This window comes from Kitasatospora sp. NPDC041988 (genome assembly GCF_055588525.1).
The window spans coordinates 63,542-86,206 of the sequence record NZ_JBVJCO010000039.1 but is presented as its reverse complement, the minus strand read 5'-3'; the positions used below and the strand labels follow the sequence as shown (position 1 = coordinate 86,206).

Annotated in this window: 28 protein-coding genes; 10 read left to right on the top strand and 18 right to left on the bottom strand. The window is 72.2% G+C overall.

Annotated elements, in window-relative coordinates; all coding sequences use genetic code 11:
• Positions 1 to 13: 13 nt before the first annotated feature.
• The 3 genes from ACZ6NC_RS31290 to ACZ6NC_RS31280 all read right to left on the bottom strand — a co-directional run bounded on the left by ACZ6NC_RS31290 (position 14) and on the right by ACZ6NC_RS31280 (position 1,341).
• A complete protein-coding gene (locus ACZ6NC_RS31290) occupies positions 14 to 271 on the bottom strand; it encodes a hypothetical protein (protein ID WP_465737213.1) in 258 nt (85 codons plus the stop codon).
• 53 nt (positions 272 to 324) lie between these two features.
• Positions 325 to 807: a GNAT family N-acetyltransferase gene (locus ACZ6NC_RS31285; RefSeq protein WP_465737212.1), complete on the bottom strand. Its 483-nt coding sequence runs from the start codon at positions 805 to 807 to the stop codon at positions 325 to 327.
• A gap of 102 nt (positions 808 to 909) precedes the next feature.
• Positions 910 to 1,341: a GNAT family N-acetyltransferase gene (locus tag ACZ6NC_RS31280; protein WP_465737211.1), complete on the bottom strand. Its 432-nt coding sequence runs from the start codon at positions 1,339 to 1,341 to the stop codon at positions 910 to 912.
• A 116-nt stretch (positions 1,342 to 1,457) separates the two neighbouring features.
• Between ACZ6NC_RS31280 and ACZ6NC_RS31275 the strand changes: the two genes are divergently transcribed.
• Positions 1,458 to 2,027 (top strand): GNAT family N-acetyltransferase, encoded by a 570-nt coding sequence (locus ACZ6NC_RS31275; RefSeq protein WP_465737210.1) that lies wholly within the window; start codon positions 1,458 to 1,460, stop codon positions 2,025 to 2,027.
• A 54-nt stretch (positions 2,028 to 2,081) separates the two neighbouring features.
• Here the strand turns inward: ACZ6NC_RS31275 and ACZ6NC_RS31270 are convergent, their stop codons facing one another.
• The 3 genes from ACZ6NC_RS31270 to ACZ6NC_RS31260 are packed head-to-tail and all read right to left on the bottom strand — an operon-like array spanning position 2,082 to position 3,575.
• Positions 2,082 to 2,549, bottom strand: coding sequence for an NUDIX hydrolase (locus tag ACZ6NC_RS31270; RefSeq protein ID WP_465737209.1), 468 nt, complete (start codon positions 2,547 to 2,549; stop codon positions 2,082 to 2,084).
• Positions 2,536 to 2,721 carry a DUF397 domain-containing protein gene (locus ACZ6NC_RS31265; RefSeq protein WP_465544719.1) on the bottom strand — a complete coding sequence of 62 codons (186 nt, stop codon included), beginning with the start codon at positions 2,719 to 2,721 and terminating at the stop codon, positions 2,536 to 2,538. The genes ACZ6NC_RS31270 and ACZ6NC_RS31265 overlap by 14 nt, the downstream gene beginning before the upstream one ends.
• 14 nt (positions 2,722 to 2,735) lie before the next feature.
• Complete coding sequence (locus ACZ6NC_RS31260; RefSeq protein ID WP_465737208.1) at positions 2,736 to 3,575, bottom strand: helix-turn-helix domain-containing protein; 840 nt, start codon at positions 3,573 to 3,575, stop codon at positions 2,736 to 2,738.
• 115 nt (positions 3,576 to 3,690) lie between these two features.
• Between ACZ6NC_RS31260 and ACZ6NC_RS31255 the strand changes: the two genes are divergently transcribed.
• The 4 genes from ACZ6NC_RS31255 to ACZ6NC_RS31240 are packed head-to-tail and all read left to right on the top strand — an operon-like array spanning position 3,691 to position 4,738.
• Entirely contained in the window at positions 3,691 to 3,894 is a 204-nt protein-coding gene (locus ACZ6NC_RS31255) for a hypothetical protein (RefSeq protein WP_465543364.1), read from the top strand.
• Positions 3,894 to 4,142 (top strand): hypothetical protein, encoded by a 249-nt coding sequence (locus ACZ6NC_RS31250; RefSeq protein WP_465737207.1) that lies wholly within the window; start codon positions 3,894 to 3,896, stop codon positions 4,140 to 4,142. The genes ACZ6NC_RS31255 and ACZ6NC_RS31250 overlap by 1 nt, the downstream gene beginning before the upstream one ends.
• Positions 4,132 to 4,266, top strand: coding sequence for a hypothetical protein (locus tag ACZ6NC_RS31245; protein WP_465543360.1), 135 nt, complete (start codon positions 4,132 to 4,134; stop codon positions 4,264 to 4,266). The genes ACZ6NC_RS31250 and ACZ6NC_RS31245 overlap by 11 nt, the downstream gene beginning before the upstream one ends.
• Positions 4,250 to 4,738 (top strand): NUDIX domain-containing protein, encoded by a 489-nt coding sequence (locus ACZ6NC_RS31240; protein ID WP_465737206.1) that lies wholly within the window; start codon positions 4,250 to 4,252, stop codon positions 4,736 to 4,738. Before ACZ6NC_RS31245 ends, ACZ6NC_RS31240 begins: the two co-directional genes overlap by 17 nt.
• 258 nt (positions 4,739 to 4,996) lie before the next feature.
• On the opposite strand, the gene ACZ6NC_RS31235 is transcribed toward ACZ6NC_RS31240, so the two are convergent.
• The 7 genes from ACZ6NC_RS31235 to ACZ6NC_RS31205 form a co-directional block, all read right to left on the bottom strand.
• Entirely contained in the window at positions 4,997 to 5,548 is a 552-nt protein-coding gene (locus ACZ6NC_RS31235) for a GNAT family N-acetyltransferase (RefSeq protein ID WP_465737205.1), read from the bottom strand.
• A 132-nt stretch (positions 5,549 to 5,680) separates the two neighbouring features.
• Positions 5,681 to 6,082 carry a hypothetical protein gene (locus ACZ6NC_RS31230; RefSeq protein WP_465737204.1) on the bottom strand — a complete coding sequence of 134 codons (402 nt, stop codon included), beginning with the start codon at positions 6,080 to 6,082 and terminating at the stop codon, positions 5,681 to 5,683.
• Positions 6,079 to 7,635: a hypothetical protein gene (locus tag ACZ6NC_RS31225; RefSeq protein WP_465737203.1), complete on the bottom strand. Its 1,557-nt coding sequence runs from the start codon at positions 7,633 to 7,635 to the stop codon at positions 6,079 to 6,081. Before ACZ6NC_RS31225 ends, ACZ6NC_RS31230 begins: the two co-directional genes overlap by 4 nt.
• Positions 7,632 to 7,985: a type VII secretion target gene (locus tag ACZ6NC_RS31220; protein WP_465737202.1), complete on the bottom strand. Its 354-nt coding sequence runs from the start codon at positions 7,983 to 7,985 to the stop codon at positions 7,632 to 7,634. Before ACZ6NC_RS31220 ends, ACZ6NC_RS31225 begins: the two co-directional genes overlap by 4 nt.
• 177 nt (positions 7,986 to 8,162) lie before the next feature.
• Positions 8,163 to 9,608 (bottom strand): MFS transporter, encoded by a 1,446-nt coding sequence (locus ACZ6NC_RS31215; RefSeq protein ID WP_465737201.1) that lies wholly within the window; start codon positions 9,606 to 9,608, stop codon positions 8,163 to 8,165.
• 207 nt (positions 9,609 to 9,815) lie between these two features.
• Positions 9,816 to 10,871 (bottom strand): ABC transporter substrate-binding protein, encoded by a 1,056-nt coding sequence (locus ACZ6NC_RS31210; protein WP_465737200.1) that lies wholly within the window; start codon positions 10,869 to 10,871, stop codon positions 9,816 to 9,818.
• Between the two features lie 68 nt (positions 10,872 to 10,939).
• Positions 10,940 to 11,788 carry a MerR family transcriptional regulator gene (locus tag ACZ6NC_RS31205; RefSeq protein WP_465737199.1) on the bottom strand — a complete coding sequence of 283 codons (849 nt, stop codon included), beginning with the start codon at positions 11,786 to 11,788 and terminating at the stop codon, positions 10,940 to 10,942.
• A 179-nt stretch (positions 11,789 to 11,967) separates the two neighbouring features.
• On the opposite strand from ACZ6NC_RS31205, the gene ACZ6NC_RS31200 reads away from it, so the two are divergent.
• From ACZ6NC_RS31200 to ACZ6NC_RS31190, 3 genes are read left to right on the top strand one after another with little or no spacing between them, the layout of a single operon-like run.
• Entirely contained in the window at positions 11,968 to 13,542 is a 1,575-nt protein-coding gene (locus ACZ6NC_RS31200) for a flavin-containing monooxygenase (protein WP_465737198.1), read from the top strand.
• Positions 13,539 to 14,486, top strand: coding sequence for an alpha/beta fold hydrolase (locus ACZ6NC_RS31195; protein WP_465737197.1), 948 nt, complete (start codon positions 13,539 to 13,541; stop codon positions 14,484 to 14,486). The genes ACZ6NC_RS31200 and ACZ6NC_RS31195 overlap by 4 nt, the downstream gene beginning before the upstream one ends.
• Positions 14,483 to 15,376 (top strand): SDR family oxidoreductase, encoded by an 894-nt coding sequence (locus tag ACZ6NC_RS31190; RefSeq protein ID WP_465737196.1) that lies wholly within the window; start codon positions 14,483 to 14,485, stop codon positions 15,374 to 15,376. The genes ACZ6NC_RS31195 and ACZ6NC_RS31190 overlap by 4 nt, the downstream gene beginning before the upstream one ends.
• A gap of 125 nt (positions 15,377 to 15,501) precedes the next feature.
• Here the strand turns inward: ACZ6NC_RS31190 and ACZ6NC_RS31185 are convergent, their stop codons facing one another.
• From ACZ6NC_RS31185 to ACZ6NC_RS31170, 4 genes are all read right to left on the bottom strand, one after another.
• Positions 15,502 to 16,533 (bottom strand): serine hydrolase domain-containing protein, encoded by a 1,032-nt coding sequence (locus ACZ6NC_RS31185; protein WP_465737195.1) that lies wholly within the window; start codon positions 16,531 to 16,533, stop codon positions 15,502 to 15,504.
• Positions 16,534 to 17,469 (bottom strand): DUF6895 family protein, encoded by a 936-nt coding sequence (locus ACZ6NC_RS31180; protein WP_465737194.1) that lies wholly within the window; start codon positions 17,467 to 17,469, stop codon positions 16,534 to 16,536.
• Positions 17,466 to 18,230, bottom strand: a complete 765-nt coding sequence (locus ACZ6NC_RS31175; RefSeq protein ID WP_465737193.1) for a hypothetical protein — start codon at positions 18,228 to 18,230, stop codon at positions 17,466 to 17,468. The genes ACZ6NC_RS31180 and ACZ6NC_RS31175 overlap by 4 nt, the downstream gene beginning before the upstream one ends.
• Positions 18,231 to 18,362: 132 nt before the next feature.
• Entirely contained in the window at positions 18,363 to 18,563 is a 201-nt protein-coding gene (locus tag ACZ6NC_RS31170) for a hypothetical protein (RefSeq protein ID WP_465737192.1), read from the bottom strand.
• A gap of 233 nt (positions 18,564 to 18,796) precedes the next feature.
• Here ACZ6NC_RS31170 and ACZ6NC_RS31165 point away from each other — a divergent pair, with 233 nt between their 5' ends.
• Positions 18,797 to 19,570: an SDR family NAD(P)-dependent oxidoreductase gene (locus ACZ6NC_RS31165; protein WP_465737191.1), complete on the top strand. Its 774-nt coding sequence runs from the start codon at positions 18,797 to 18,799 to the stop codon at positions 19,568 to 19,570.
• Between the two features lie 302 nt (positions 19,571 to 19,872).
• Positions 19,873 to 21,693, top strand: coding sequence for an ABC transporter ATP-binding protein (locus tag ACZ6NC_RS31160; RefSeq protein ID WP_465737190.1), 1,821 nt, complete (start codon positions 19,873 to 19,875; stop codon positions 21,691 to 21,693).
• Positions 21,694 to 21,783: 90 nt separating this feature from the next.
• Here ACZ6NC_RS31160 and ACZ6NC_RS31155 read toward each other — a convergent pair whose 3' ends face one another.
• A complete protein-coding gene (locus ACZ6NC_RS31155) occupies positions 21,784 to 22,452 on the bottom strand; it encodes a lysophospholipid acyltransferase family protein (RefSeq protein WP_465737189.1) in 669 nt (222 codons plus the stop codon).
• Positions 22,453 to 22,665: the final 213 nt, after the last annotated feature.

Here is a 22,665-nt window from a genome sequence, read left to right as displayed (position 1 = left end):
GAGGCGCGGAAGGTCAGCGGTACATCGCGCGGAGCACCGGCGCAGGCCGGCTGGCCGAGATGTAGCAGCGCAGTCCCGAGACGCCGGCGGGGGAGAAGGACTTGCCGCTCGCCCTGGTCACGGTGATGCTCCGGCCGTCGAAGCCGATCCGGTCGCCGGCCGCGAGGAAGAGCGGGGCGTCCGGGACGAAAAAGCCGCCGCTGTCCGTTTCGAGCTCATTGACGATCACCATCCGTGGGACCGGGGTGACGCCATCCGTGACAAGGTCCATGCCGGGATCGTTCCACACCGGCGCGGGCCGGGGCGAGCGGTTTGCGGTGCGCGTCACGGCAATGGCTTGGCCATCACCTGCTCCCTGGTGACCCCGTCGGGCAGCAGCTCCCCGAGGTCGTCCGTGGCGACGAACCCGTGCCGACGATAGAGCGCGACGGCGGCCGCGTTGCCCGGGATCACCGCGAGCTGCAACACGGCGGCACCCGACCGGCGCGCCCACCCCACGACCGCCGCGATCAGCCGGTCCCCGACTCCGCGCCCCCGCACCTCTGGGCCGACCCAGACCGATCGCAGCTCCGCCACGCCGTCCGCCCCGGGCACACCCCCGGCCAGGCCGACCGCCCGGCCGTCCAGCAGGGCGACGACGTGGAACGCCTCCGGCATCGCGAGCCGTGCGCGCCACTGCTGCTCTCCGCCCTTCGCCCAGTCCGCGAGCCGGGCCTTGAAGGCGTGCGGAGCCTCGGTGAGGGCGGCGAGCCGGGCCTCCCGCCACATCGGCCAGTCGTCGGTTGCGAGGACGCGAAGGGTCACCATGTCGACAAGTCTGGCGCAGGGGTGGGGGCGCCGGAGTGGAAAGTCGGCAGGCCCGACTTCCTGTGCTCGGGGAGGCGACAGCGTGTCGGTACTGCTCGCGACTCAGAGTGCGGAGCTCATGATCATCAGCTTCTCGGGGTCGGGGAAGGGGACGAAGCCGACCTTGGCGTAGACCCCGTGGGCGTCGAGGGTGGAGAGCATGAAGCGCTTGAGCTCGTAGGGGGCGAGGTGGTCGCGGACCGCGGCGGCCAGCCAGGTGCCGAGTCCGGTGCCGCGATGGGTGCGGTCGACGTACACGTCGCAGAGCCAGGCGAAGGTCGCCAGGTCGGTGACCACGCGCGCGTAGGCGACCTGTGAGCCGGAGGAGTCGTAGACGCCGAAGTTGACGGACGCGCGGACGGCCTGTTCGACGGTTGCGCGGGTACGGCCGAGGGCCCAGAACGCGTCGGTCGACAACCAGTGGTGCACCCGGTCCACGTCGAGACGGTCGGGATCGGTGTCGACCTCGTAGCCGTCTTCCCTGTAAGTGATCACGGCAGTCGATCGTAGTACGACGGCCCTCCGTGACCAGCGCTGTCCCGTCGCGGACGCTCCGGGGCCGGAGGGAAAATGATGTGGGACCCATCGGGCGCACCGCGAACAATGGCCCCATGGTCCATCAGATCGACGTACCCCAACCTGACGATGCGGCACCCGTGTGCCGGATGCAGTTGAGGGCCTGGCTCCAGACCTACCCCAACGAGGCAGCGGGGATCGATGAGGCGTGGATCCACGAGCACCGCGGATCCACTGTGACCGCGGAGGGCATCGACCAGTGGCGGGAGTTCATCGAGGAGGCCGGGCGGCAGTCGGATCAGATGTTCTGCCGTGTCGTTCGCTCCGAAGGGGAGATCGTCGGGTTCCTCTGCGGCCGCCGGGATGACGTGGTCACGCTCGGACCGATGTACCTGCTCGACGAAGCCCAAAGCCGAGGCACCGGCGGCCGGTTGATGGACGAGTTCCTGGCGTGGGCGCACGGCGCTCCCGTACGTCTGTGGGTGACCGACTACAACGAGAAGGCGATCCGCTTCTACGAGCGGTACGGATTCAGGATCACCGGTGAGCGCGAGCTCTGGCGCGGCAGCCTGCCCAACGTGCGCATGGTTCGCGAGCCCGAGCCGGGAGAAGGCAGGGTCGTGGCCGCCACCGCGCCGGAGGCTCACCACGACCTCGACGAGTAGTGCAGGCAGAGGAGTGGGAAGTCGGACCGGCCGACTTCCCACTCCAAGAACGTCTCAGCGGATGGCGGGACCGGTGTTGGAGCGCCAGTCGGTGATGCGTTTGCGGATGCTGGGAACCATGGGCAGGGCGTCGATCTCTGAGAGCTCGAACCAGGCGACTTCGTGCGACTCGTCGGATGACCGGAGAGAGCCACCGGTGGGGCGGCCGAGGAGACAGATCGAGAACTCCTGGCGGACTTCGCCGTCGTCGTAGGCCATCACGTGGCGCGGGTTGGTGTAGGTCCCGACAATGCCGGCGATCGCGATGTCGATGCCGGTCTCCTCGCGGGTCTCACGGATTCCGCAGTCGGCGATGGATTCGCCGAGTTCCATGGTTCCGCCGGGCAGTGCCCACATTCCGTTGTCCGTACGGCGCTGGAGGAGAAGACGGCCGGAGCCGTCGACGACGATGACGGAGGCGGCGGGGACGAGGCTGTTGGGTTTGGGAGCGGTGGGGTCGTCCTCGTAGTCACGCCTGGCCATGCGGACCGAACTCGCCGGCGCGGACGGCGGTGACGAAGGACTGCCAGGCGCTGGAGGGGAAGACGAGGGCAGGGCCGCTCGGGTCCTTGGAGTCGCGGACGGGAACGACATGCGGGTACCCGGGGGCTACCTCGACGCACGCGCCGCCGCCGCCGCTGTGTGAGCTCTTCATCCAACGGGCTTCATTCAGATCGACGTCCATTCAAAGTCCCTCCGTACTGCACGGATCATCGCCATCGAATCGGCCTGGTTCATGGCCTCGATCTGAAGTCGATCGTAGCTCTTGACCAGCGGGAGGACGGTGTTTGAGTCGCGATCAAGGAACCCACGGTGCTCGTTTTCGGAGTATCCGAGCACCTTCCGGTCCGGCATGGTAAGGAGGAAAACCATGCGCATGAACGGTCGGTCCTCGCCGAGGCTGTATGGCGCTACCTGGATGGCGATGTTCGGCCGCTTGGCCAGTTCTTCAAGGTGCAGGAGCTGGGTGATCATGACATCTCGCCCCCCGACCGGCCGCCGGATGCAGCTTTCGTCAAGAACTGCGTGTACGAGCGGCGGCGGCGTGCGCTCCAGGCACTGCTTCCGCGTTTCCAGGAAGTGCACGCGTTCGTCTGCCTGTTCTTGAGTGGCGCTGCCCTGTCGGACGTGACCCGCTTCCAGAGCGGTTGCGTACTCCATGGTCTGTAGCAGCCCTGGGATGACACTGATCTCAAAGAGCCTGATCTCCTCGGCCCGGGACTCGTAGTTGGCGTACTCCGGGAAGCCCGGCACGAGGGCCGTGTGTCGGTGCTGCCAGTACATCAGCGACAGCGTGCCGCCGGTCTCCAGCGCGGCATCGGCCCTGGCGGCGAATTGCTCACTCGGAGGGCGCTGCGCAAGTTCGACGAAGGAGACGTACGAGGGGTCGTACTTGCACTTGCGGGCCAGCTGGGCTTGCGTGAGCCCCCGCCCCTCGCGTGACCTGCGGAGTTGCACGCCGAAGGGAGCCCAGGGGCTGGACGTCGGGTCAAGGTGCTTCTTGTTCATGGCCGTTCCCCAACATTCCTCGGAATCGAGGTCAAGTCGATTGCCGCTTCCGATGCTAGCCGCGACCGGGCCAGGATGGGCACAGAAAGTGAAACTCCAACTTCGGAGGGTTGTCATGAGAACCGCCCGTACCCACCCGTCCACCAAGCTCCACGGCTACGGCATGCGGTGGGACCCTGCCGCCCGCCTCTACCGGGTGCGCAACGAGATGACCGGCGACTGGCTGCTCGACTCCTCCGGTGAACTCGCCGGGTTCCCCACCATCTCCGCCGCCGAATCGGCCTGGCGCGCCTTCGAGCCCCGCCGGCGGGCTGCCTGATGGGGCCGATCCTCAACCGGGCGACCGCCGAGCAGCGCCGCGAGGCCGCCCTGGCCGTCGAGGAACTCCTCGCGGTCCTCGCCCTCGCCGAAGCCACGCTCCCCTCCGTGGAAGTCGACTGGGACTACGGCCGGTTGACCGGCGCCTACCTGATCAACCTCGGATCCGCCCGCACCGCCCAGATCCTGCGCATCACCGACCTCCTGCGGATGGGCCTGCGCCACGAGCGCCAGGCCGATGCGCACTGAACTCCTCGCCGCCGCCGGCCGGCTCCTCTGGTGGCTGCTCTTCGCCGCCACCCTCATCGCCGGCGTCCACCGCCTCGCATCGCGAACCCCCGAAAGCGAAAACGACCGTGCGCCCCGCCCGTGACCCCCGGCTCCTCGCCAAGCCCCCCGCCTGCCGCCTCGGCGCCCTCGCCCTCCTGCGCAACCCCGCCGGCCACGTCCTCCTCGTCGACCCCGACTACCTGGACGGCCTCATCCTCCCCGGCGGCGCCGCCCTTCCCAACGAATCACCCCACCTCGCCGCCGCCCGCCACCTCCATGCCCAGGCCGGCCTCCACCGCCGCCTCACCCAGCTCCTCGCCGTCGACTTCACCCCCGCCGACCGCTACCTCGAACGCCTCAACCTCGTCTTCGACGGCGGCACCGTCACCGACCACGACGCGAAGCGCCTCACCGTCCCACCCCAACGCCGCTCCAACCTCCACGGCGCCCGCTTCGCCGACCCCGCCCACTTCCCCACCCTCATGAGCCCCGCCCAGAACGCCCGCGTCCAACAGGCCCTCGCCAACCTCGGCCGCGCCCTCCCCCTCCTCCTCCACGGCCAACGTGCGGCCTGAGCCCGAGATGCTCCAACTGGCCCTGAAATCCCGTACGTTGACCAAAAGCGGGAGAGGCCGCGGGCGTGCACGGAATCAAGCGGTGGGCGTTCGGGGTCACCACGCTGGTGGCGGGTCGGCGGTGCTCGCCGGGACACTCTGGCTGGTCTGGGTGCTGATGTGGAGTACGCGTTGACGCGGACGGCGTGGTGGGGCGAGGCCGACGCACACCCGGGGACCGGCAAGGCCTGCAGGGTGACGACGGCCCCCTGGTCCGTCCTACTGGGGCGCCGCGGTCCACTCCTCGCGGAGCAGGCCGAACAGCACCCGGTCGTACCTGGCCCCGCCCACCAGGACGGCCGACCGGCGGCGGCCCTCCTCCCGGAAGCCGAGCCGCTCGAAGGTCCGGACGGCGCGTTCGTTGCCGCTCCAGGTGTCCAGCTCCAGCCGGTGCAGCCCGAACGCGCCGAACAGGTGGTCGACCAGCAGTCGCACCGCCTCCGAGCCGTGGCCCCGGCCCCAGAACTCCCGCTCGCCGATGGTGATTCCGAGCGTGGCGACCCCGATGTACGGGTCGAGGTCGCGGTAGTCGGCCATGCCGATGACGCGGCCGCCGGCCAACTCCTCGACGGTGAGCACGGCCGCCTCCCGGGGGACCAGCCGCAGCATCTTGTCGAACGACAGCCCCACCGCCTCGGCCGTGACCGGCCCGAAGCACGGGTCCCCGGCGCACGCCAAGCGCACCACCTCCGGGTCGTTTCGCCACCGGAGATGGTGCTCCGCGTCCTCGGCGCGCAGCGCGCGCAGCCTTACCTGCGTTCCTTCGATCATGATCAGATCATAGGATTGTGGACCGGCCGGTCGGCAGACATCGCGGTCGGACCCTCGGCCCCGACCGCGATGCCTCGCCGCGCTGACGCCAACTCAGGACTGCCGTGCAGAGCGGCCCCTCAGGACGGCCATTCAGGACGGCCACTCAGAGTCGTCCAGCTCCCGCAGGTCGCGTCGGAGCGCGAGCAGTGCGGAGACCTCGGCCAGCCAGCGCGCGAACAGGTGCTCGCGCGCCACGTCGGCGCCGCTCGCCGCGGCGGCCTGCAGCCAGTCGCGGACCAGCGCGCGGCCGGTGGCGCCGATGACCGGCTCGGGCAGTGCGAGGGCGGCCGCGAAGCCGCCGGCCCGGACGTGCCGGGCGAGGAAGCCCAGCGGGTACGGGCCCACGCCCGCCGCCTCCGCGCGGTGCGTGGCGGCGATGGCGGCCTCGGTGAACAGGGCCTGGCGCGGGCCGCCGGCGAGCAGCAGGCCGCGGGTGATGGCGGCGGGCACGTCGAGGTCCGCCAGTTCGGCATCCGGCCGGACGGTGGTCATTTCGGCAGCTCCAGGGACGTCGGCTTGTTCAGGGGGTGTTCGCCGGGGGTCAGTCCGCCGAGCTGGCTCTTGACGAACTGGTCCTCGGTCACCCAGGAGGTGAAGCCCCAGGGGTTGTAGATCTGGAGCTTGTCGCCGTCCCGGCCGATGATCATCATCTGGTGGCCCTCGTCCTCGTTGCGGACGCTGATCGGGACGGGCAGGCCCTCGTCCACGGACTTCTCGATCCGGGCCAGCGCTGCCCGCCGGTCCTCGTCGCTCTCCAGCTCGACGTGCTCGTAGTCGGCGCCGGTGGCCTTGCCGAGGTCCTTGTCGGCCAGGTAGGTCTGGGCCTTGGGGCCGAGGCCGCTGTCCTCCTTGGGGTAGGTCTTCTGGCCGTCGACCTTCTGGCCGGCTATGTACTCGTCCACGTAGGTCTTCTGCAGCCGCTGCTCGAAGTTCTCGGCGGAGTCCGCGCCGGGGGTGTCGGGCGTGCCGCCGGTGGTGAGCTGGTACATCAGCAGCGGGTCCAGCTTGGCCTGGGCGATCACGGTGGACGCGGCCACGCAGTCGTTGACGTCGCGCTGCGAGTAGACGCCGTACCCGTTGATGTTGACCTGCTTGCCCTGGTAGGTGAGGTCGATGTTGTCCGAGGACTCGCGGTTGATGTCCGTGGTGCTGGTCGCGGGCACCAGGTGCTGGGCGAGCCAGGCCGGGTCGTCGCCGTGCGGGTGGATGCCCTCGTCGAACTTCTGGATGTCGGCCACCGAGTGGCCGGCCGCGAGCGCCTTCCAGAGGTAGGCGGCCTCCTCGGGGGACTTGGCGCCGGAGAGCAGGGCACGGAAGGCGGCCTGCTCGGCGCCGGGCATCACGCCGAGGGTCTGGGTGGCCCGGTCGAGCTGGCCCGGCGTCAGGATGTAGCCGTCGTCCTCGCCCGCGCCCGGGTTCTTCTCGGTGGCCAGCACCACGGCCGCCAGCGGGTCGAGCGAGCCCTGGCCGGCGCGCGAGGCGCGGGCCTTGGAGGTGAGCTGGTTCAGCTTGCTCGCGGTGCTGGTGGCGGAGCTCTCGACTCGCCGGGCGGCCGCCAGCCGGGCGCCGACCCCGGACAACGCGGTGTTCCGCGCGTCCGCGTCGAAGCCGCCCGGGTCCTGCCTGGCCTTCTCCCCGGCCGCCTGCAGCTGGCGGCACCCGTCGGCGTCGGTCCTCTTCGCCCACTCCAGCTCGTTGGCCCAGGCGTCGAGCAGCGTGGCCGCCGCGGCCAGGCTCTCCTTGGAGGTGGTGGTCTCCGCCGACATCGCGTGGATCGCCTGGGTGGCGTGCTCGGCGACCGAACCCGTCCAGACCGCGGGCAGCTGGTTGGTGGCTATGCCCGCGAGGTCCTGCGAGGCCTGGCCGAAGGAGGCGGCGGCCTGCGCGTAGTCCTTCGCGCGCGCCCGCACGGCACCCGGGTCGCCGACCGGCTCGGGGACGGCGAGCGCGTCGTTGATGCCCTCCAGCAGGTGCAGGTTGGCGAGCATGAACTGCACCTGCTCGATGTTGTGCTGGGCGTGCTCCAGATCCTTGACCTTGCTCACCGGCCACCCGCCGGCACGAGCGAGGCGGTGACGGCCTTCTCCGCGTTGCGGTAATTCTGCGTCGTCGTCGACATCTTCTGCGACAGCTCGTCGAGGGCGCGCTGGGTGACGTCGATCTCCTTCGACCACGCGGTGTCGAAGGCGGCCCACGCCTGGTCCATGCCGAACTCGCCGAAGGCCGTGGACGCGTAGCAGACCGAGCCCGCGTAGGCGGTCTTGGCCGTCGCGATGTCGGTCGCCGTCTTGCCCAGCTGGTCGCTGACGCCGCTGAGGCCGGCCACGCTGACGCCGTATCCGCCCGCCGAGCCCGCTCCTGGTCCTGCTGCTCCTGCGCCTGTCCCGCCGCTCATGGTTCCCCGATCCCCCGTCTCCGGTACGTCTTCACGTCGTCCGGTACGTCCGCCGCTACGTTCCTCGGAACGCCCGCCGGTGCGTCCGCCGGTGTGTCCGAATGGCTCGATGCCCGGGCCGTGTGGTGCGGCGCGGACATCGGTGGCTGAGCCTAACGTGTGTCGGAGGCCGGGGTGTTACGCCCGCGATGGCTGCACGGGCTCCTCGTCTTCTTCACGCGGACGGTGCGTCGGCTCCATTTCCTTCAGGGAACCTTTGCCTGTGCTTGGGAGGTTCTTGGGTATCGGGCCGTCTCCCGTCGCGGCGCCCCCGCCACCGCCCGCCGGGATGCCCGCCGGAACGTCCGCCGGAACGTCCGAGGGGATGTCCGGCAGGATGCCTGACGGGACGCCCGACGGAGTGTCCGACGGAACGTCCGACGCCAGGTCGTCCCGGCGGCGGTAGCGGCGGTCGGTGGCGGTGAACGCGGCGAGCAGCAGGGCGGCCGCCGCGGCGGCGACCGTGATCCGGAACGGCGCGGTGGGCCCGATGTGGTCGGCCGCCCAGCCGCCGAGGAACGTCCCCGCCGACTGGGCCAGGATGATCGCGCTGACCAGCGCCGCCATCGCCTCGCCCAGCCGGGCGGTCGGCACCGTCCGCTCCACCAGCCCGAACATGGTGATCATCTGCGGCGCGACCGCCACACCCAGGCACCCGATCGCGGCGGCCAGGGCGGCCACGCTGCCGCCGGAGAACAGGAGCAGGACGGAGGCGGAGCAGAGCAGGACGGTCCCCACCCGCAGGCGCAGCGGCAGCTCCCAGCGGGTGGGCAGGGCGGCGGTGGCGATGCCCGCGAAGGCGCTGGTGAAGCCCATGAAGCCGTAGAGCAGTCCGGCCGCGCCCGGCTGCCCGAGGGCGTCGGTGGTGGCCGTCACCCCGACCTGCACCGAGCCGAAGCAGGCACCCAGCAACGCCATCCCGGCCAGCAGCAGGACGTAGGGCGCGCTCATCAGCCGCTCGGAGGAACGGACGTGGGCGCCGGTGCCGACGGCCCCCTGGGTCGCGGTCGGGTGCAGCGCGAAGAGGGTCGCGCAGACGCCGACCAGCGCGGCCGCCGTCAGCAGGCCGGCGGCGGGGGAGACCAGCGTGGCGAGCAGGCCGACCAGGGCGGGGCCGGTGGTGAAGCTGACCTCGTCCACGATGCCGTCCAGCGACAGCATCGAGGACGTCAACTCGGTGTCCCCGTCGGCCAGTCGGACCCAGCGGCTGCGTGACAGCGGGCCCACCAGCGGGACAGACAGGCCGATCAGCGCGGCCGATGCGATCTGCCAGGCAAGGGGGAGCCCGGCCTCGGAGGCCGCGACCAGGGCGACGATCGCCACCGCGTTGACGGCCGCCGCGACCAGCCCGACCGTACGCTGGCCGCGCCGGTCCGCGAGCCGGCCGACCAGCGGACCGCCGACCGCCTGCCCGACGGCCAGCGCCCCGGCGACCACCGAACCGCGCCAGACGCTGTCGGTGTTCCGGGTGACCAGCAGCAGCGTGCCGATCGGGCACATCGCGTTCGGCAGCCGGCCCAGCAGCGACCAGACCAGCACCCCACCACCCGTCAGCTGCGCCGCTGAACGGAACCTCGTGACCACGGACATTCTTCTGAGCCCCCACACGGAGCCGGGGTGGGCGCCCGCCTCCCACCACCGGCCCGGCCTGGTGAGTGTGCGAGCCGCGGGTGAGCTCCGACCGTACGGCTCGGACGATCCTCCAGGTAACCGTGCGATCACCCAGCGCAGTCGGCGCCGGGTCCTCGATCATGTTGGAGGACCGGCCAACGGAGCCGCCGCGGGGCCGTTTCAGCCGGTGAGGTTCTTCCGGATCTGGTCCAGGATCAGGCCAGCGCCGGTGTATCCGATGCCCAGCATCCAGAGGCCGTCGTCCACCGGGAAGACCCGGCCGCCGCGCACCGCGTCCAGGTTCTTCCAGAGCGAGCCCTCCATGATCTTCGCCCGGTCGGACTTGGCCGCGTCGCCGTAGACCGAGTAGAAGATGACGTCCGCGGCCGCCTGGTCGACCTGCTCGGGGCTGATCTCCATCGAGAAGCCGGGCTTGTCCTGGTTGGCGGGCCGGCCGAGGCCGAGGTCCTTGAAGACCGAGCCGACGAAGGTGTCGTTCAGGTAGAGCCGGGTGGGCGCGCCCGCCAGGAAGCGGGCCATCTCCACCTTGGTGGCCGCCGCCTTCTCCGGCCCGCCGAGCGCGGCGACCAGCTCCGCCGCCTTGGCCCGGTACGCCGCCTCGGCCGCCGCGGCCTCGCTCTGGCGGCCGAGCGCCTCGGCGTGCAGCCGGGCGTTCTCCTTCCAGGCGGGCCCGGTGGTCTTGGTCAGCACGGTCGGCGCGATCTTGGAGAGTTCGTCGTACCGCTTGTCGTCGCGCACCTGGTTGCTCAGGATGAGGTCCGGCTTCAGCGCGGCGACGGCCTCCAGGCTGGGCTGGCCGATCGTGCCGACCCTCTTGATCCCGGCGAGCTGTGCGGCCGGCAGGTACCCGGAGAGCGGCGCGCCCTCGGCGACGGCGGTGGCGCCGACCGGGGTGAGGCCGAGGGTGACGGCGGAGTCCAGCGCGTCGGTGTCGAGTACGACGACGCGGGTGGCGCGCGCGGGCACGGTGCTCTCGCCGCGCGCGTGCCGGACGGTGCGGGTGCCGGTGGCGACCGGTGCGGCGGTGGGGCCGCTGGTCGCGTTACCGGAGCCGTTCGAGCCGCCGGAGCCGCCGGAGCCGCTGGAGCTGCCGGAGCCGCCGGAGCCGCTGGAGCCGTTCGACCCGCAGGCGGCGAGTGCGAGGGCGGAGGCAACGGCGAGCAGGCTGCGGCGGGTGAGGGCGGGAGGGAGATCGGCGGGCGGGGCAGGGGACATCGGGCGACTCCGTTCCGGGGCGGCGAGGCGCTCCGATCCCTGCCCGGCGGCGGGCGCTGCCACGCCTGTCAGTCGCCCGCCGTCTCGCCGTCCACTCCGTCCGCCCCGTCTGACTCACCCGACCCGTCCACCCCGTCCTCCCGGCACTCCAGCCGCTGCCGCCGCAGCTCGTCGTACTCGGCCTGCACCCGCCGGTCCATCGCCAGGGCGAACTGGGCGTCGGTGACCGTCCGGGCGAGCGGGCGCACCCGCAGGATCTGCTCCGTCAGGCGGGCGGCCTCGCCGGGCGGCAGCGGGGCGTCGGCGGCGAGCGCGCCGAGGATCTGGTCGCGGACCAGCGCGGTGAAGATCTCCGCGATCGCGTCCACGTGCTCCTGGGTGCGACGGCTGGCCTCCAGGACGACCGAGAGCGGCACGCCCTCGGCGACCAGTGCCGTGGTCGCGTCCATCAGCCGGCGGCTGACGTGGGTGATCCCGTCCTCCTCCACCGTGATGTAGCCCTGGGCGATTGCCTCGGCGGTGGTCTCCTCGGTGAGCTGGCCGCCGAAGGTGGCCGTCAGCTCGGCCCAGTCGAGGTGGGCGGGGGTCTCGTCGGACCAGGGTGCGACGATCGCGGCCTCCAGCCCGATCAGCTCGGCGACGTCCCGGCCGCTCTCGCCGGCGCCGATCAGCTCGGCGATCCCGCCCAGGGTGTGGCCGCGTTCCAGCAGTTCGGCGATCACCCGCAGGCGGGCGAGATGGGCTTCGCCGTACCAGGCGATCCGGCCCTCCCGGCGCGGCGGCTGGAGCAGCTTGCGCTCACGGTAGAAGCGCAGGGTGCGGGTGGTGATGCCGGCCGCTTCGGCCAGTTCCTCCACCCGGTACTCGCGTTTTCTGTCGTCCGCAGCTGCTCTGGGCTTGTCCACGGCGCTCAGCATAGGACGGGTGATTGTCGAAGCGAGGCGGTCGGACTCCTTCCCTCCGCCGGCGCCACGAGCTAATCTGCCAATCATGCCAGTGATTGCTGGCATGGTTATCGCGACGGCACCACGGCACCATGAAGGCGGCGCGTCGCGGCAGTGCGCACCTCAGGCCCCCACCCCCAGGAGGACGCCGCATGGCATCCACGACCAAGCGCCCCCGCCCCGGCACGTCCGGCCAGGAAGCCCGGGCCGAGGCCGCCCGGCCCGTCCCCCACGTCCGGGTGGCGGTCATCGGCTCCGGCTTCGGCGGCCTCGGCGCCGGTGTCCGGCTGCGCCGCGCCGGCATCACCGACTTCGTGATCCTGGAGCGGGCCGACTCGGTCGGTGGCACCTGGCGGGACAACAGCTACCCCGGCTGCGCCTGCGACGTCCCCTCCCACCTCTACTCCTTCTCCTTCGCGCCCAACCCCGACTGGCCGCGCAGCTTCTCCGGCCAGCCCGACATCCGCGCCTACCTGGAGAAGGTCGCCGAGGTCTTCGGCCTCCACCCCCACCTGCGCTTCGGCACCGAGGTCACCGAGGCCCGCTGGGAGGCGGAGCACACCCGCTGGCGGATCACCACCACGGCCGGCGAGTGGACCGCCGACGCCGTCGTCTCCGCCGCCGGGCCCCTCGCCGACCCGCAGATCCCCGACCTGCCGGGCCTCGACGCCTTCCCCGGCAAGGTGTTCCACTCCTCCCGCTGGGACCACGACTACCAACTCGCCGGCAAGCGGGTCGCGATGGTCGGCACCGGTGCCTCCGCCGCCCAGATCATCCCCTCGATCCAGCCGCAGGTCGGCAGGCTGACGGTCTTCCAGCGCACGCCCGCCTGGGTGCTGCCGCGCCGCGACCGCGAGATCACCGAGATCGAGAAGTGGCTGCACGGCCGGCTGCCCGTCACCGCCAAGCTCCGCCGCGGCGCCCTGTTCGCTCTCCGCGAGCTCCAGGTGGATGCCTTCGTCCGCCGCCCCGGCCTGCTGAAGGTGGTCCAGCAGCTCGCCGAACGGCACATCGCCCAGGGCGTCGCCGACCCGGCGCTGCGCGCCAAGCTCACCCCGGACTACCGGATCGGGTGCAAGCGCATCCTGCTCAGCAACACCTACTACCCGGCGCTCGCCGCCGCCAACACCGAGGTGGTCGCCTCCGGCCTGCGCGAGGTGCGCGGCTCGACCCTGGTCGCGGCCGACGGCAGCGAGCACGAGGTGGACGCGATCGTCTTCGGCACCGGCTTCCACGTCACCGACATGCCCATCGGCGCCCGGGTGTTCGGGGTCGACGGCACCAGCCTGGCGGAGCACTGGAAGGACGGCATGGAGGCGCTGCGCGGCTCCACCGTCCGAGGGTTCCCCAACCTCTTCTTCGTCATCGGCCCCAACACCGGTCTCGGCAACAGCTCGATGATCCTGATGATCGAGTCCCAGCTGAACTACCTGATCGACGCGCTCACCACGCTCGGCTCGATCGGCGCCACCGCGATGCAGCCCACCGAACGCGCCCAGCGGCACTGGAACCTCGAACTCCAGCACCGGATGGACCGCACCGTCTGGACCACCGGCGGCTGCCGCAGCTGGTACCTCGACCCGAGCGGCAGGAACACCGTGCTCTGGCCCGGCTCGACCACCTCGTTCCGCCGCGCCACCCGCAAGGTCGACCTCGGCGAGTACGAGCTGATCATGCGCACCGTGCCGGCGGCCCGGGCGGCCGCGGTCGAGGAGGTCGTGGCATGAGCCGCGCGATCCCCGCCGACTGCGTTCCGCCCACCCCCGTCGAGGAGTTGGACGTCCGATCCGTCGACGGCATCCGGCTGCACGTCGAGGTCCACGGGCAGCCGGCCGCCCCGACCGTCGTGCTCGCCCACGGCTGGACCTGCTCGACGGCCTTCTGGGCGCCGGTGATCCGCCAACTCGCCGACCGTTACCGGGTAGTGGCGTACGACCAGCGCGGCCACGGTCGCAGCGAGGTCCCGCCCAGTCGGCTCCGCTACTCCACCCGCGCGCTCGCCGAGGACCTCTCCGCGGTGCTCACCCGGACCGTCCCGGCAGGAGAACGCGCCGTCCTCGTCGGCCACAGCATGGGCGGCATGACCATCATGGCCGCCGGCGGGCGGCCCGAGGTCGCCGAGCGGACGGCCGCCGCAGTGCTGGTCTCCACCGGCCCGTCCGACCTCGTCGCCGAACTGCGGGTGCTGCCCGACGCGGTGCGCGCCCCGCGGCTGCGGCGCCTCCTGCACCGCCAGGTGCTGCGCTCCCGGCTTCCGCTCGGACCGGTCGGCCCGGTGAGCCGCGCCGCCCTCAAGTACGGCACGATGGCGCCGGGTTCGCCGGCCGACCGGGTCGAGGCGACGGCCCGGATCGTGCACGCCTGCCCGACCGCCGTCCGGGCCGCGTGGGCCGGAGTGCTGGACGCCCTCGACGTCCGGGCCGGGCTGGTGAGGCTCGCCTCGCCGACCGCCGTGGTGGTCGGCACCGACGACCGCCTGACCCCGCCGGTGCACGCCCACCGGATGGTCGCCGCACTGCCCGACCCGCAGGGCCTGCTCCTGCTGCCCGGCGTCGGCCACATGGCGCCGCTGGAGCGGCCCGCCGAGGTCGCCGCCGAGATCGACCGCATGGCCGCCGCCCACCTGGCGGCGACCCGACTCCCCAGCCCGCAGAGGAGCCTGACCGCATGAGCGTCGTCCCGCCACTGTCCGCACAGGTTGTCGTCGTCACGGGTGCCGCGCGCGGCGTGGGCGCCGCCCTCGCCCGCAAGCTCACCGCGCAGGGCGCCAAGGTCGCGCTGCTCGGCCTGGAGCCGGCCGAGCTCAAGGCCGTCGCCGCGCTCTGCGGCCCCTCCGCCACCGCCTGGGAGGCCGACGTCACCGACGTCGAGGCGCTCACCGAGACCGCCCGGCTGATCAAGGAGCACTACGGCCGGATCGACGCCGTCGTCGCCAACGCGGGCATCGCCATCGGCGGTCCGCTGCTGGACAGCGACCACAAGGCGTTCAGCCGGGTGATCGAGGTCAACCTGCTCGGCAGTGTCGCCACGGCCCGCGCCTTCCTGCCGGCCCTCGCCGAGAGCCGCGGCTACCTGCTCCAGATCGCCTCGCTCGCCGCGCTCACCCCCGCCCCGCTGATGAGCGCGTACTGCGCGAGTAAGTCCGGTGTCGAGGCCTTCGCCCACTCGATCCGCGCCGAGGTCGCGCACCAGGGCGTCAAGGTCGGCGTCGGCTACCTGAGCTGGACCGACACCGACATGGTGCGCGGCGCGGACCAGGACGCCGTCCTCAAGCAGATGCGCTCCCGCCTGCCCTGGCCCGCCAACAAGACCTACCCGCTCGGCCCGGCCGTGGACCGCCTGGTCGCCGGCATCGCCCGCCGCTCCGCCCACGTCTACGCCCAGGCCTGGCTGCGCGGCATGCAGCCGGTCCGTGCGATCCTGCCGCTGGTGATCGCCGCCGTCGGCTCCCGCGACATCGCCAGGCTCGCCCCTCAGCTGGCCGCCACCGCCGCCACCCGCCTGCGCCCGGTCGGCGCCGGCGGAGCGGCCGACAGCGCCGCCCGCCCCGGGAAGCACTGAACCACGCAGCGCTGAACGACGAAGCACTGAACGACGAAAGCGCTGAACGACGAAGCGCTGAACGACCGGCGGCACGGGTGGGCCAGGGCCCGCCGCCCTGCGCCCCCGCGCGCGGCGAACGGCTCTCAGCCCTGCCCGCGCGACAACTCCTTCAGCACCTCGTACCCGCCCTGGACGAAGCGACCGTCCAGGGCGGGGCCGCAGTTGGCGAGGGCGGCGACCGCGGTGGCGGACTGCGGGCAGAAGCCGGCGAAGGCGGTGAAGCCGCGGGTGGCGCCGGAGTGGAAGAGGAGGTCGCGGCCGGCGATCCGGCGGTGGTTCCAGGCCAGGGCGAGCTGGTCCGCCGAGCGCGGCAGGCGCAGCCGGGGCCGTTGGACGTCGCGCAGGGCGGCGTCCAGCTCTCCCGCCGGCGCGAGATGGGCCCGGAGGTAGCGCAGCAGATCTGTGCCGCTCGCGCGGACGGCGCCGGCGCCCGGCAGGCCGGGGATGTGCCAGGGCGGCAGTGGACGGCCACGGCGGTGGCCGACGGCGCGGCCGGGGGTGTCGGGGCCGGTGGTGGCGGAGCGCAGGCCGAGCGGGCGGCAGACGCGGTCTGCCAGCAGCTCGGCGTACGTGGTGGAGCCGGCTTCGGCGAGCAGTCGGCCGAGCAGCCCGACGCCGTAGTTGGAGTAGGCGAAGTGCGCACCGGGACGGTGGTGCACGGTGGTTCGCGTCAGCCCCACCCTCAACTGCTCGTCGCCGAAGGAGGCGTACGGGTTACTGAAGTAGGTGGGGAGGGCGCCGGCCAGCAGCCCGGGCGGCAGGTGGGGGAGCCCGGAGGTGTGGGTGGCAAGGTGCAGCAGCCGGATCGGTGCGCCGGAGCGGACGGAGGCAGGCCGCCAGCGGCTGGGGAGGTGGCGCTCCACCGGGTCGTCCAGGGCGAGTTCGCCGCGCGCGGCCATGGCGGCGAGCAGCAGAGCGGTGAACGTCTTGGTGACGGAGCCCAGTTCGAAGACGGTGTCCGGAGTGCAGGGCGCGGTACTGTCCCGGCCGAGCCGTCCGTGGCAGCGGACGGCCTGGCGGTCACCGGCCGCGACCGCCAGGGTGACGGCGGTGGCGTGCGGCGCGGCGGCCCGGACGAGCCGGGCCGACTCGGCTTCTCCGAAGGGTCGTTCCACCTAGGCCGCCACGATCGCGCCGCCGAGGGCGCGGGAGAGGGTGACGGTGCCGGCCACCACCGCGACTACGGCGGTGTGTTCGTTGTCCTGGAAGGCCTGGGCCGGATCCTCGGCCACCGGTTCGGAGTTGTCGCGCGGGATGAGACCGTCCTCGCGTTGGACGGCGGCCAGTGCCTCCCAGCCCTGGGTGCCGGTGACCGGCTCGCCGATGCAGGAGTCCACTGCCACCAGTTCGCCGACGAGGTCCCACTGGCCGACTTCCAGCCAGATGTCCACCCAGGCGGGCAGCCAGTTGTGTACGTAGTCGCGCAGCGGTTCGGGCAGGCCTTCGGGGCGGGCGCCCCAGTCGGTGAGGTGGAAGACGGTGTGGGTGATGTCGTAGCCGGTCATCCAGTCCAGCGCCCACGGTTCGGGGGTGGCGCCGAGCCAGGTGCCGGCCGTGAGGGCGCTCCAGTCGGGCTGGTGCTTGAGGCCCACCACCCGGCGGGCGTTGGCGAGGGCGAGTCGGCGGTTGGGCAGGAGTTCGGCGGCGTGCACGGCGCGCAGCCGGGTCAGCGATTCGAGGAGCTCGTCCATGGCGGGGTGCCGGAACCCGGCCCGCGCGAAGTGGGAGTACGTCTCCAGCGGGTCGCTCAGCAGGGGATAGCGCAGTTGCCGCTCGTACAGCAGATTTCCGTCCCGGAACTGGGACCAGGCGAATTCCAGCAGCTCGCGGGCGATCTGGGCGTCGGCCGGCCCGGTGACGCCGTCGCGCAGGACCACCGAGGCGGCCAACGCGCATTCGCCGAGCGGCTTGTAGGAGCTGTTGGGGTCGGCGAGGTCGATGGTGATGTCGTCGGGGAGCCGGCCGAAGCCGCGTTCGTGGCAGGTGTGCAGCCAGGCCATGGCACGTGAGCCGACGTGTTGGGCGGTGGTCAGCAGCCGGGTGTTCGTCATGCCGTCTCTCCGCTCAACAGATGTTCCGCCACCGCGAGTTCGAGGCCGGTTCGAGCGCTGCCGTCGCCGACGGCCCGGATCCGTTCCAGTACCGGCTCGATCTCCAGCGGCAGCGCCGTTCCTCCGGCCTGTGACCAGGCGAGCCAGCGGGCGAGCCGGGCGGCCACCCGATGGTCGCGCCGCAGCATCGAGCGGACGGTGCCACGGGCGAGCGCCAGGGTGTGCTCTCGGGCGAGCTGGTGCACCGGCCCGTCCAGGCCGGGCAGGGCGAGCGCGGAGAGCTGGGCCATGCGGACCGACCAGGCCTGCCAGGCGTACGGCTCTGGTTGTGGGGCGTGATCGGGCTGCGGGGCGGCCAGGGCGGCCCCGGCGAGTTCACTCAGGCCGGGTGCGGTGACGGCGCGCAGGGTCCGGGTCAGCAGTGTCGCGGTGGCCCAGTCCCGCCAGGCGGCGACCAGCGCGGGCCCGTCCGGGTCGCCTTCGCCCCCGGGTGCGTAGGGTCGCGGAAAGGTGTCGTGGGCCTGCGCCAGGAGCAGGGCGTTCTGTTCGTCGGGTGCCCCGCGGCCGAGCAGCTGCGGGGCGAACAGGTCCGGCCCGAGTACGCGGACGGCGGCGAGGAGCGGCCGGGGTGCGACGGCGGTGCCGGGGTCGGCGAGCGCGACCGCACCCCCGGCGCCCCGGAGGGCGTCGAGGGTCCGGCCCGCCACCCGCTCGACCGCTGCGGCGTACTCGTCGCGGAGCGAGGCATCGGCGGTTGGCATGATTGCGTGGTTCTCCTTGGCGGGGGGTTCACGAAGGCTCACGGGAGGGGCCACGAGGGAGGCCCCTTGATCCGGGGCTTCTCGACGGTGGTCCGTTGCGAGACTCCGCGAGGGGCCCGGTGCCGTCACCGGCTACCGGGTCTTCTCCTTGGGGAGCTTCGGGGACAGTGCCAGGAGGAGTCCCAGCAGCAGCACGCCGGCGGCTTCGGGGCGGTACGTGGGCGCGTCGCTCACGACGGCCTCGTCCTCCACCATCAGCGCGCCGAGCGCGTCGAGTTCGGCCCGGGTCGCGAGCGGCGCCGGAGCCCTTCCGGTCGTGAACTGAGTAAGCATCAGATGTGCCTCCTCGACAGGATCTTCATCGCCTGGTCCGGCGATGCCCCTCTATCGACGATACGAGTACGAACCGTCCGGTGCCACCGGAGTACGCTGCGTGACCGGCGGCGAAGCCCGCTGCCGGGCACGGCGGGCGGCATCGGCGGCGGAGTGCGGTGCCCGGCGGCCGGGTCGGCGCGCGTTGCCGATTGCGGTACCCGTCACCGGGCGCAGTCGGTACGGTCAGGGGCATGACCACTGCCTTGATCACCGGCGCGACCGCCGGCATCGGAGCCGCGTTCGCCCGCCGGCTCGCCCGGAGCGGCTACCAGCTCGTCCTGGTGGCCCGGGACAGCGAGCGGCTGGAGCGTTCCGCCGCCGACCTGCAAGCGAAGTACGGCATCGACGCCGAGGTGCTGACCGCCGACCTGGCCACCGATGACGGCATCGCCGCCGTGGAGGCGCGGCTGGCCGACGCCGGCCGTCCGGTGGACCTCCTGGTGAACAATGCCGGCTTCGGCAACAAGGGCGCGTTCCTGACCGTCCCGCTCCAGGACGAGCTGGACATGCTGAAGGTGCACGTGGAGGCGATCCTCCGGCTGACCACCGCCGCCCTGCCGGGCATGCGCGAGCGGGGGCGTGGCGCGATCGTCAACGTCGCCTCGGTGGCGGCCTTCCTGCCGCGCGGCACGTACGGCGCCAGCAAGTCGTGGGTGGTGAGCTTCACCCAGGGCGTGCAGCGCGACCTCGGCGGCTCCGGGGTGCGGTTGATGGCGCTCTGCCCGGGCTTCACCCGGACCGAGTTCCACCAGCGGGCCGGCATGGGGACGGGCAACATCCCGTCGTGGGGCTGGCTGTCCGCCGAGCGGGTGGTCGACGAGGCGATGCGTGACCTGGCCCGCGGCCGCTCGGTGTCCGTCCCGGGCAAGCGCTACAAGATCGCGGTCGCGATCGCCCGCCTGCTGCCGTCCGGCAAGCTCGGCGGGGTCTCCTCGAAGGCGGCGCGGACCTACCGGACGAACTAGCCGTCGGAGGGGCCTCGCAGCGGGCGGGCGGCCCGCTGTGACGGGCCCCGCGAAGGCGGCACGGGCTCCGCGCAGGCGCCTCGGGCGGTCGCACGGCATCCACGGGAATCGGGAATAGGGCGAGCCTCACTATTAGCTTCGCTAACTATGAGCTATTCTCGCTATGCTGGCGGCCGCCCGACCGCCATGCCCGCGAAGCCCGCGGCGAGCGCCGTGCCCGTGACACCCGCGGCACCGGCGAACCCCGCGACACCCGCCAAGCCCGCCGCGCGCCCGCGCGTCCGACCCAGGGAGGCCCGCCCTTGAGGCCCGACGGCATCCGATGGACCCCGCCCGCCCGCGCCGAGGACGAACCCCGCCCGCCGACCCAGTGGCGCCGAATCCTTGCGCTGTTCCGCCCGTACTCGGGCCGGCTCACCGTGGTCGGCCTGCTGGTGGCGGCCTCCGCGGTGGTCTCGGTGATATCGCCGTTCCTGCTGAGGGCCGTGCTGGACACCGCCATCCCGCAGGGCCGCACCGGCCTGCTGAGCCTGCTCGCGCTCGGCATGATCGCCGCCGCCGTGGTCAACAGCATCTTCAACGTGCTGCAGACGCTGATCTCCACCACCGTCGGCCAGCGCGTCATGCACGATCTGCGCACCGCCGTCTACAGCCACCTCCAGCGGATGTCGCTGGCGTTCTTCACCCGGACCCGCACCGGCGAGGTGCAGTCCCGGATCGCCAACGACATCGGCGGCATGCAGTCCACGGTGACCTCCACCGCCACCTCGCTGGTCTCCAACTTCACCAGCGTGATCGCCTCCGTGGTCGCCATGGTCGCGCTGGACTGGCGGCTCACCGTCGTCTCGCTGCTGCTCCTGCCGCTCTTCGTCTGGATCAGCCGACGGGTCGGCAACGAGCGCAAGAAGATCACCACCGAGCGGCAGAAGCAGCTCGCCGCGATGAGTTCGGCGGTGCAGGAGTCGCTCTCGGTCAGCGGCATCCTGCTGGGCCGCACGATGGGCCGCTCCGGTTCGCTGTCCAGGGAGTTCACCGAGCAGTCCGACGAGCTGGCCGACCTGGAGGTGCGCGCCAGCATGGCGGGGCGCTGGCGGATGAACACCATCCAGATCGTGATGGCCGCGATGCCCGCGGTGATCTACTGGGCGGCCGGGCTGGCCGCGGCCGGCGGCTCGCCGATCGTCTCGGTCGGCACCCTGGTCGCCTTCGTCTCGCTCCAGCAGGGGCTCTTCCGCCCGACCGTCGGCCTGCTCTCCACCGGCGTACAGGTGCAGACCTCGCTGGCGCTGTTCCACCGCATCTTCGAGTACCTCGACCTCCCGGTGGAGATCGCCGACCCCGAGCGCCCCGTGGCGCTGGAGAAGCTCCGCGGCGAGGTGCGCTTCGAGGGCGTCGACTTCCACTACGACCCGGAGCAGGAGCGGCCGACGCTCTCCGGCGTCGAGCTCAAGGTGCCGGCCGGCAGCTCACTCGCCGTGGTCGGCGAGACCGGCTCCGGCAAGACCACGCTCAGCTACCTCGTCCCCCGCCTCTACGACGTGACCGGCGGCCGGGTCACCATCGACGGCGTCGACGTCCGCGACCTCTCCTTCGACACGCTCTCCCGGGCGGTCGGCGTGGTCTCCCAGGAGACGTACCTCTTCCACGCCTCGGTCGCCGACAACCTGCGCTTCGCCAAGCCGGACGCCACCGACGCCGAACTGGTCGCCGCCGCCGGGGCCGCGCAGATCCACGACACCATCGCCGGGCTGCCGGACGGCTACGACACCCTGGTCGGCGAGCGCGGCTACCGCTTCTCGGGAGGGGAGAAGCAGCGCCTCGCGCTCGCCCGGACCATCCTGCGCAACCCGCCGGTGCTGATCCTGGACGAGGCCACCAGCGCGCTGGACAACCGCACCGAGCACGCCGTCCAGCAGGCCATCGACACCCTGGCGGCCGGCCGGACCACCATCACCATCGCCCACCGGCTGTCCACCGTCCGGGCCGCCGACCAGATCGTCGTCCTGGACCGCGGCGAGGTGGCCGAGCTGGGCACCCACGACGAACTGGTCGAGGCGGACGGCCGGTACGCGGCGCTGCTGCGCCGCGAGGCACCGGTGGCCGCAGCGATGGGGCACGTGTAGCAGGATCCGGGGAAACCGGTCAGGAGCCCCTGAGGCCCCCTGAGGCCCCCTGAGACCTCCCGAGGCCGCCTCGGGTGCCCCACAGCCGCCTCAGGCGGCCTTGGGGATCTCGTTGTAGGTCTCCGCGACCTCCTGGCCGGAGAGCTCCTGGATCGCCCGCATCACCTCGTCGGTGACCTGCCGGCGGGCCTTGAGCGAGCGGGCCTGACCGTGCAGCTCGTCGAAGTGCAGCGGCTCGCCGAACCGGACCGTCACCTTGCGGACGCGGGGCACGCGCTTGCCGACCGGCAGGATCTGCTCCGGCCCCTCCAGCGCCACCGGGACCACGGGGACGCCCGCGGTGAGGGCCAGCCAGGCCACGCCGGTCTTGCCGCGGTAGAGGCGGCCGTCGAGGGAGCGGGTGCCCTCCGGGTAGATGCCGAAGGCCTTGCCGTCCTCCAGGATCTCCAGCGCCGACTCCAGCGAGGCCTGCGCCGAGCGGTAGGTGCCACGCTCGACCGGTACCGCGCCGATCGCCTCGAAGAAGCCCTTGGACAGCGCGCCCTTCAGCCCGGTGCCGGTGAAGTACTCGGCCTTGGCCAGGAAGTGCACCCGGCGCGGGGCGGTCATCGGGATCACGACGCTGTCGATGAAGGAGAGGTGATTGCTGGCCAGGATCACGCCGCCCTTGCGCGGCACGTTCTCCAAGCCCTCGATGGTGGGCCGCCAGATCCCCCGCGCGAGCGGTTTCAGCACCAGCTTGGTGACGAGATCGAGCATGGTCCCTCCCAGGACGTGCACGCCCGAGAGGTGCCCGGGCCCGAACAGACGACAATCAGTGGTCGATCAATCCCCGGCCGGGCCGGGAACAGACCCGCAGACTACGACACCCACCCCCGAGCCCGTCCACTCCCGGAAGCCGTGGCGCTCACCACGGCGGGTAGGGTACGGCCGTCGGAAACGCACATCAGCAGTTCATCAGGAAGGGCCCAC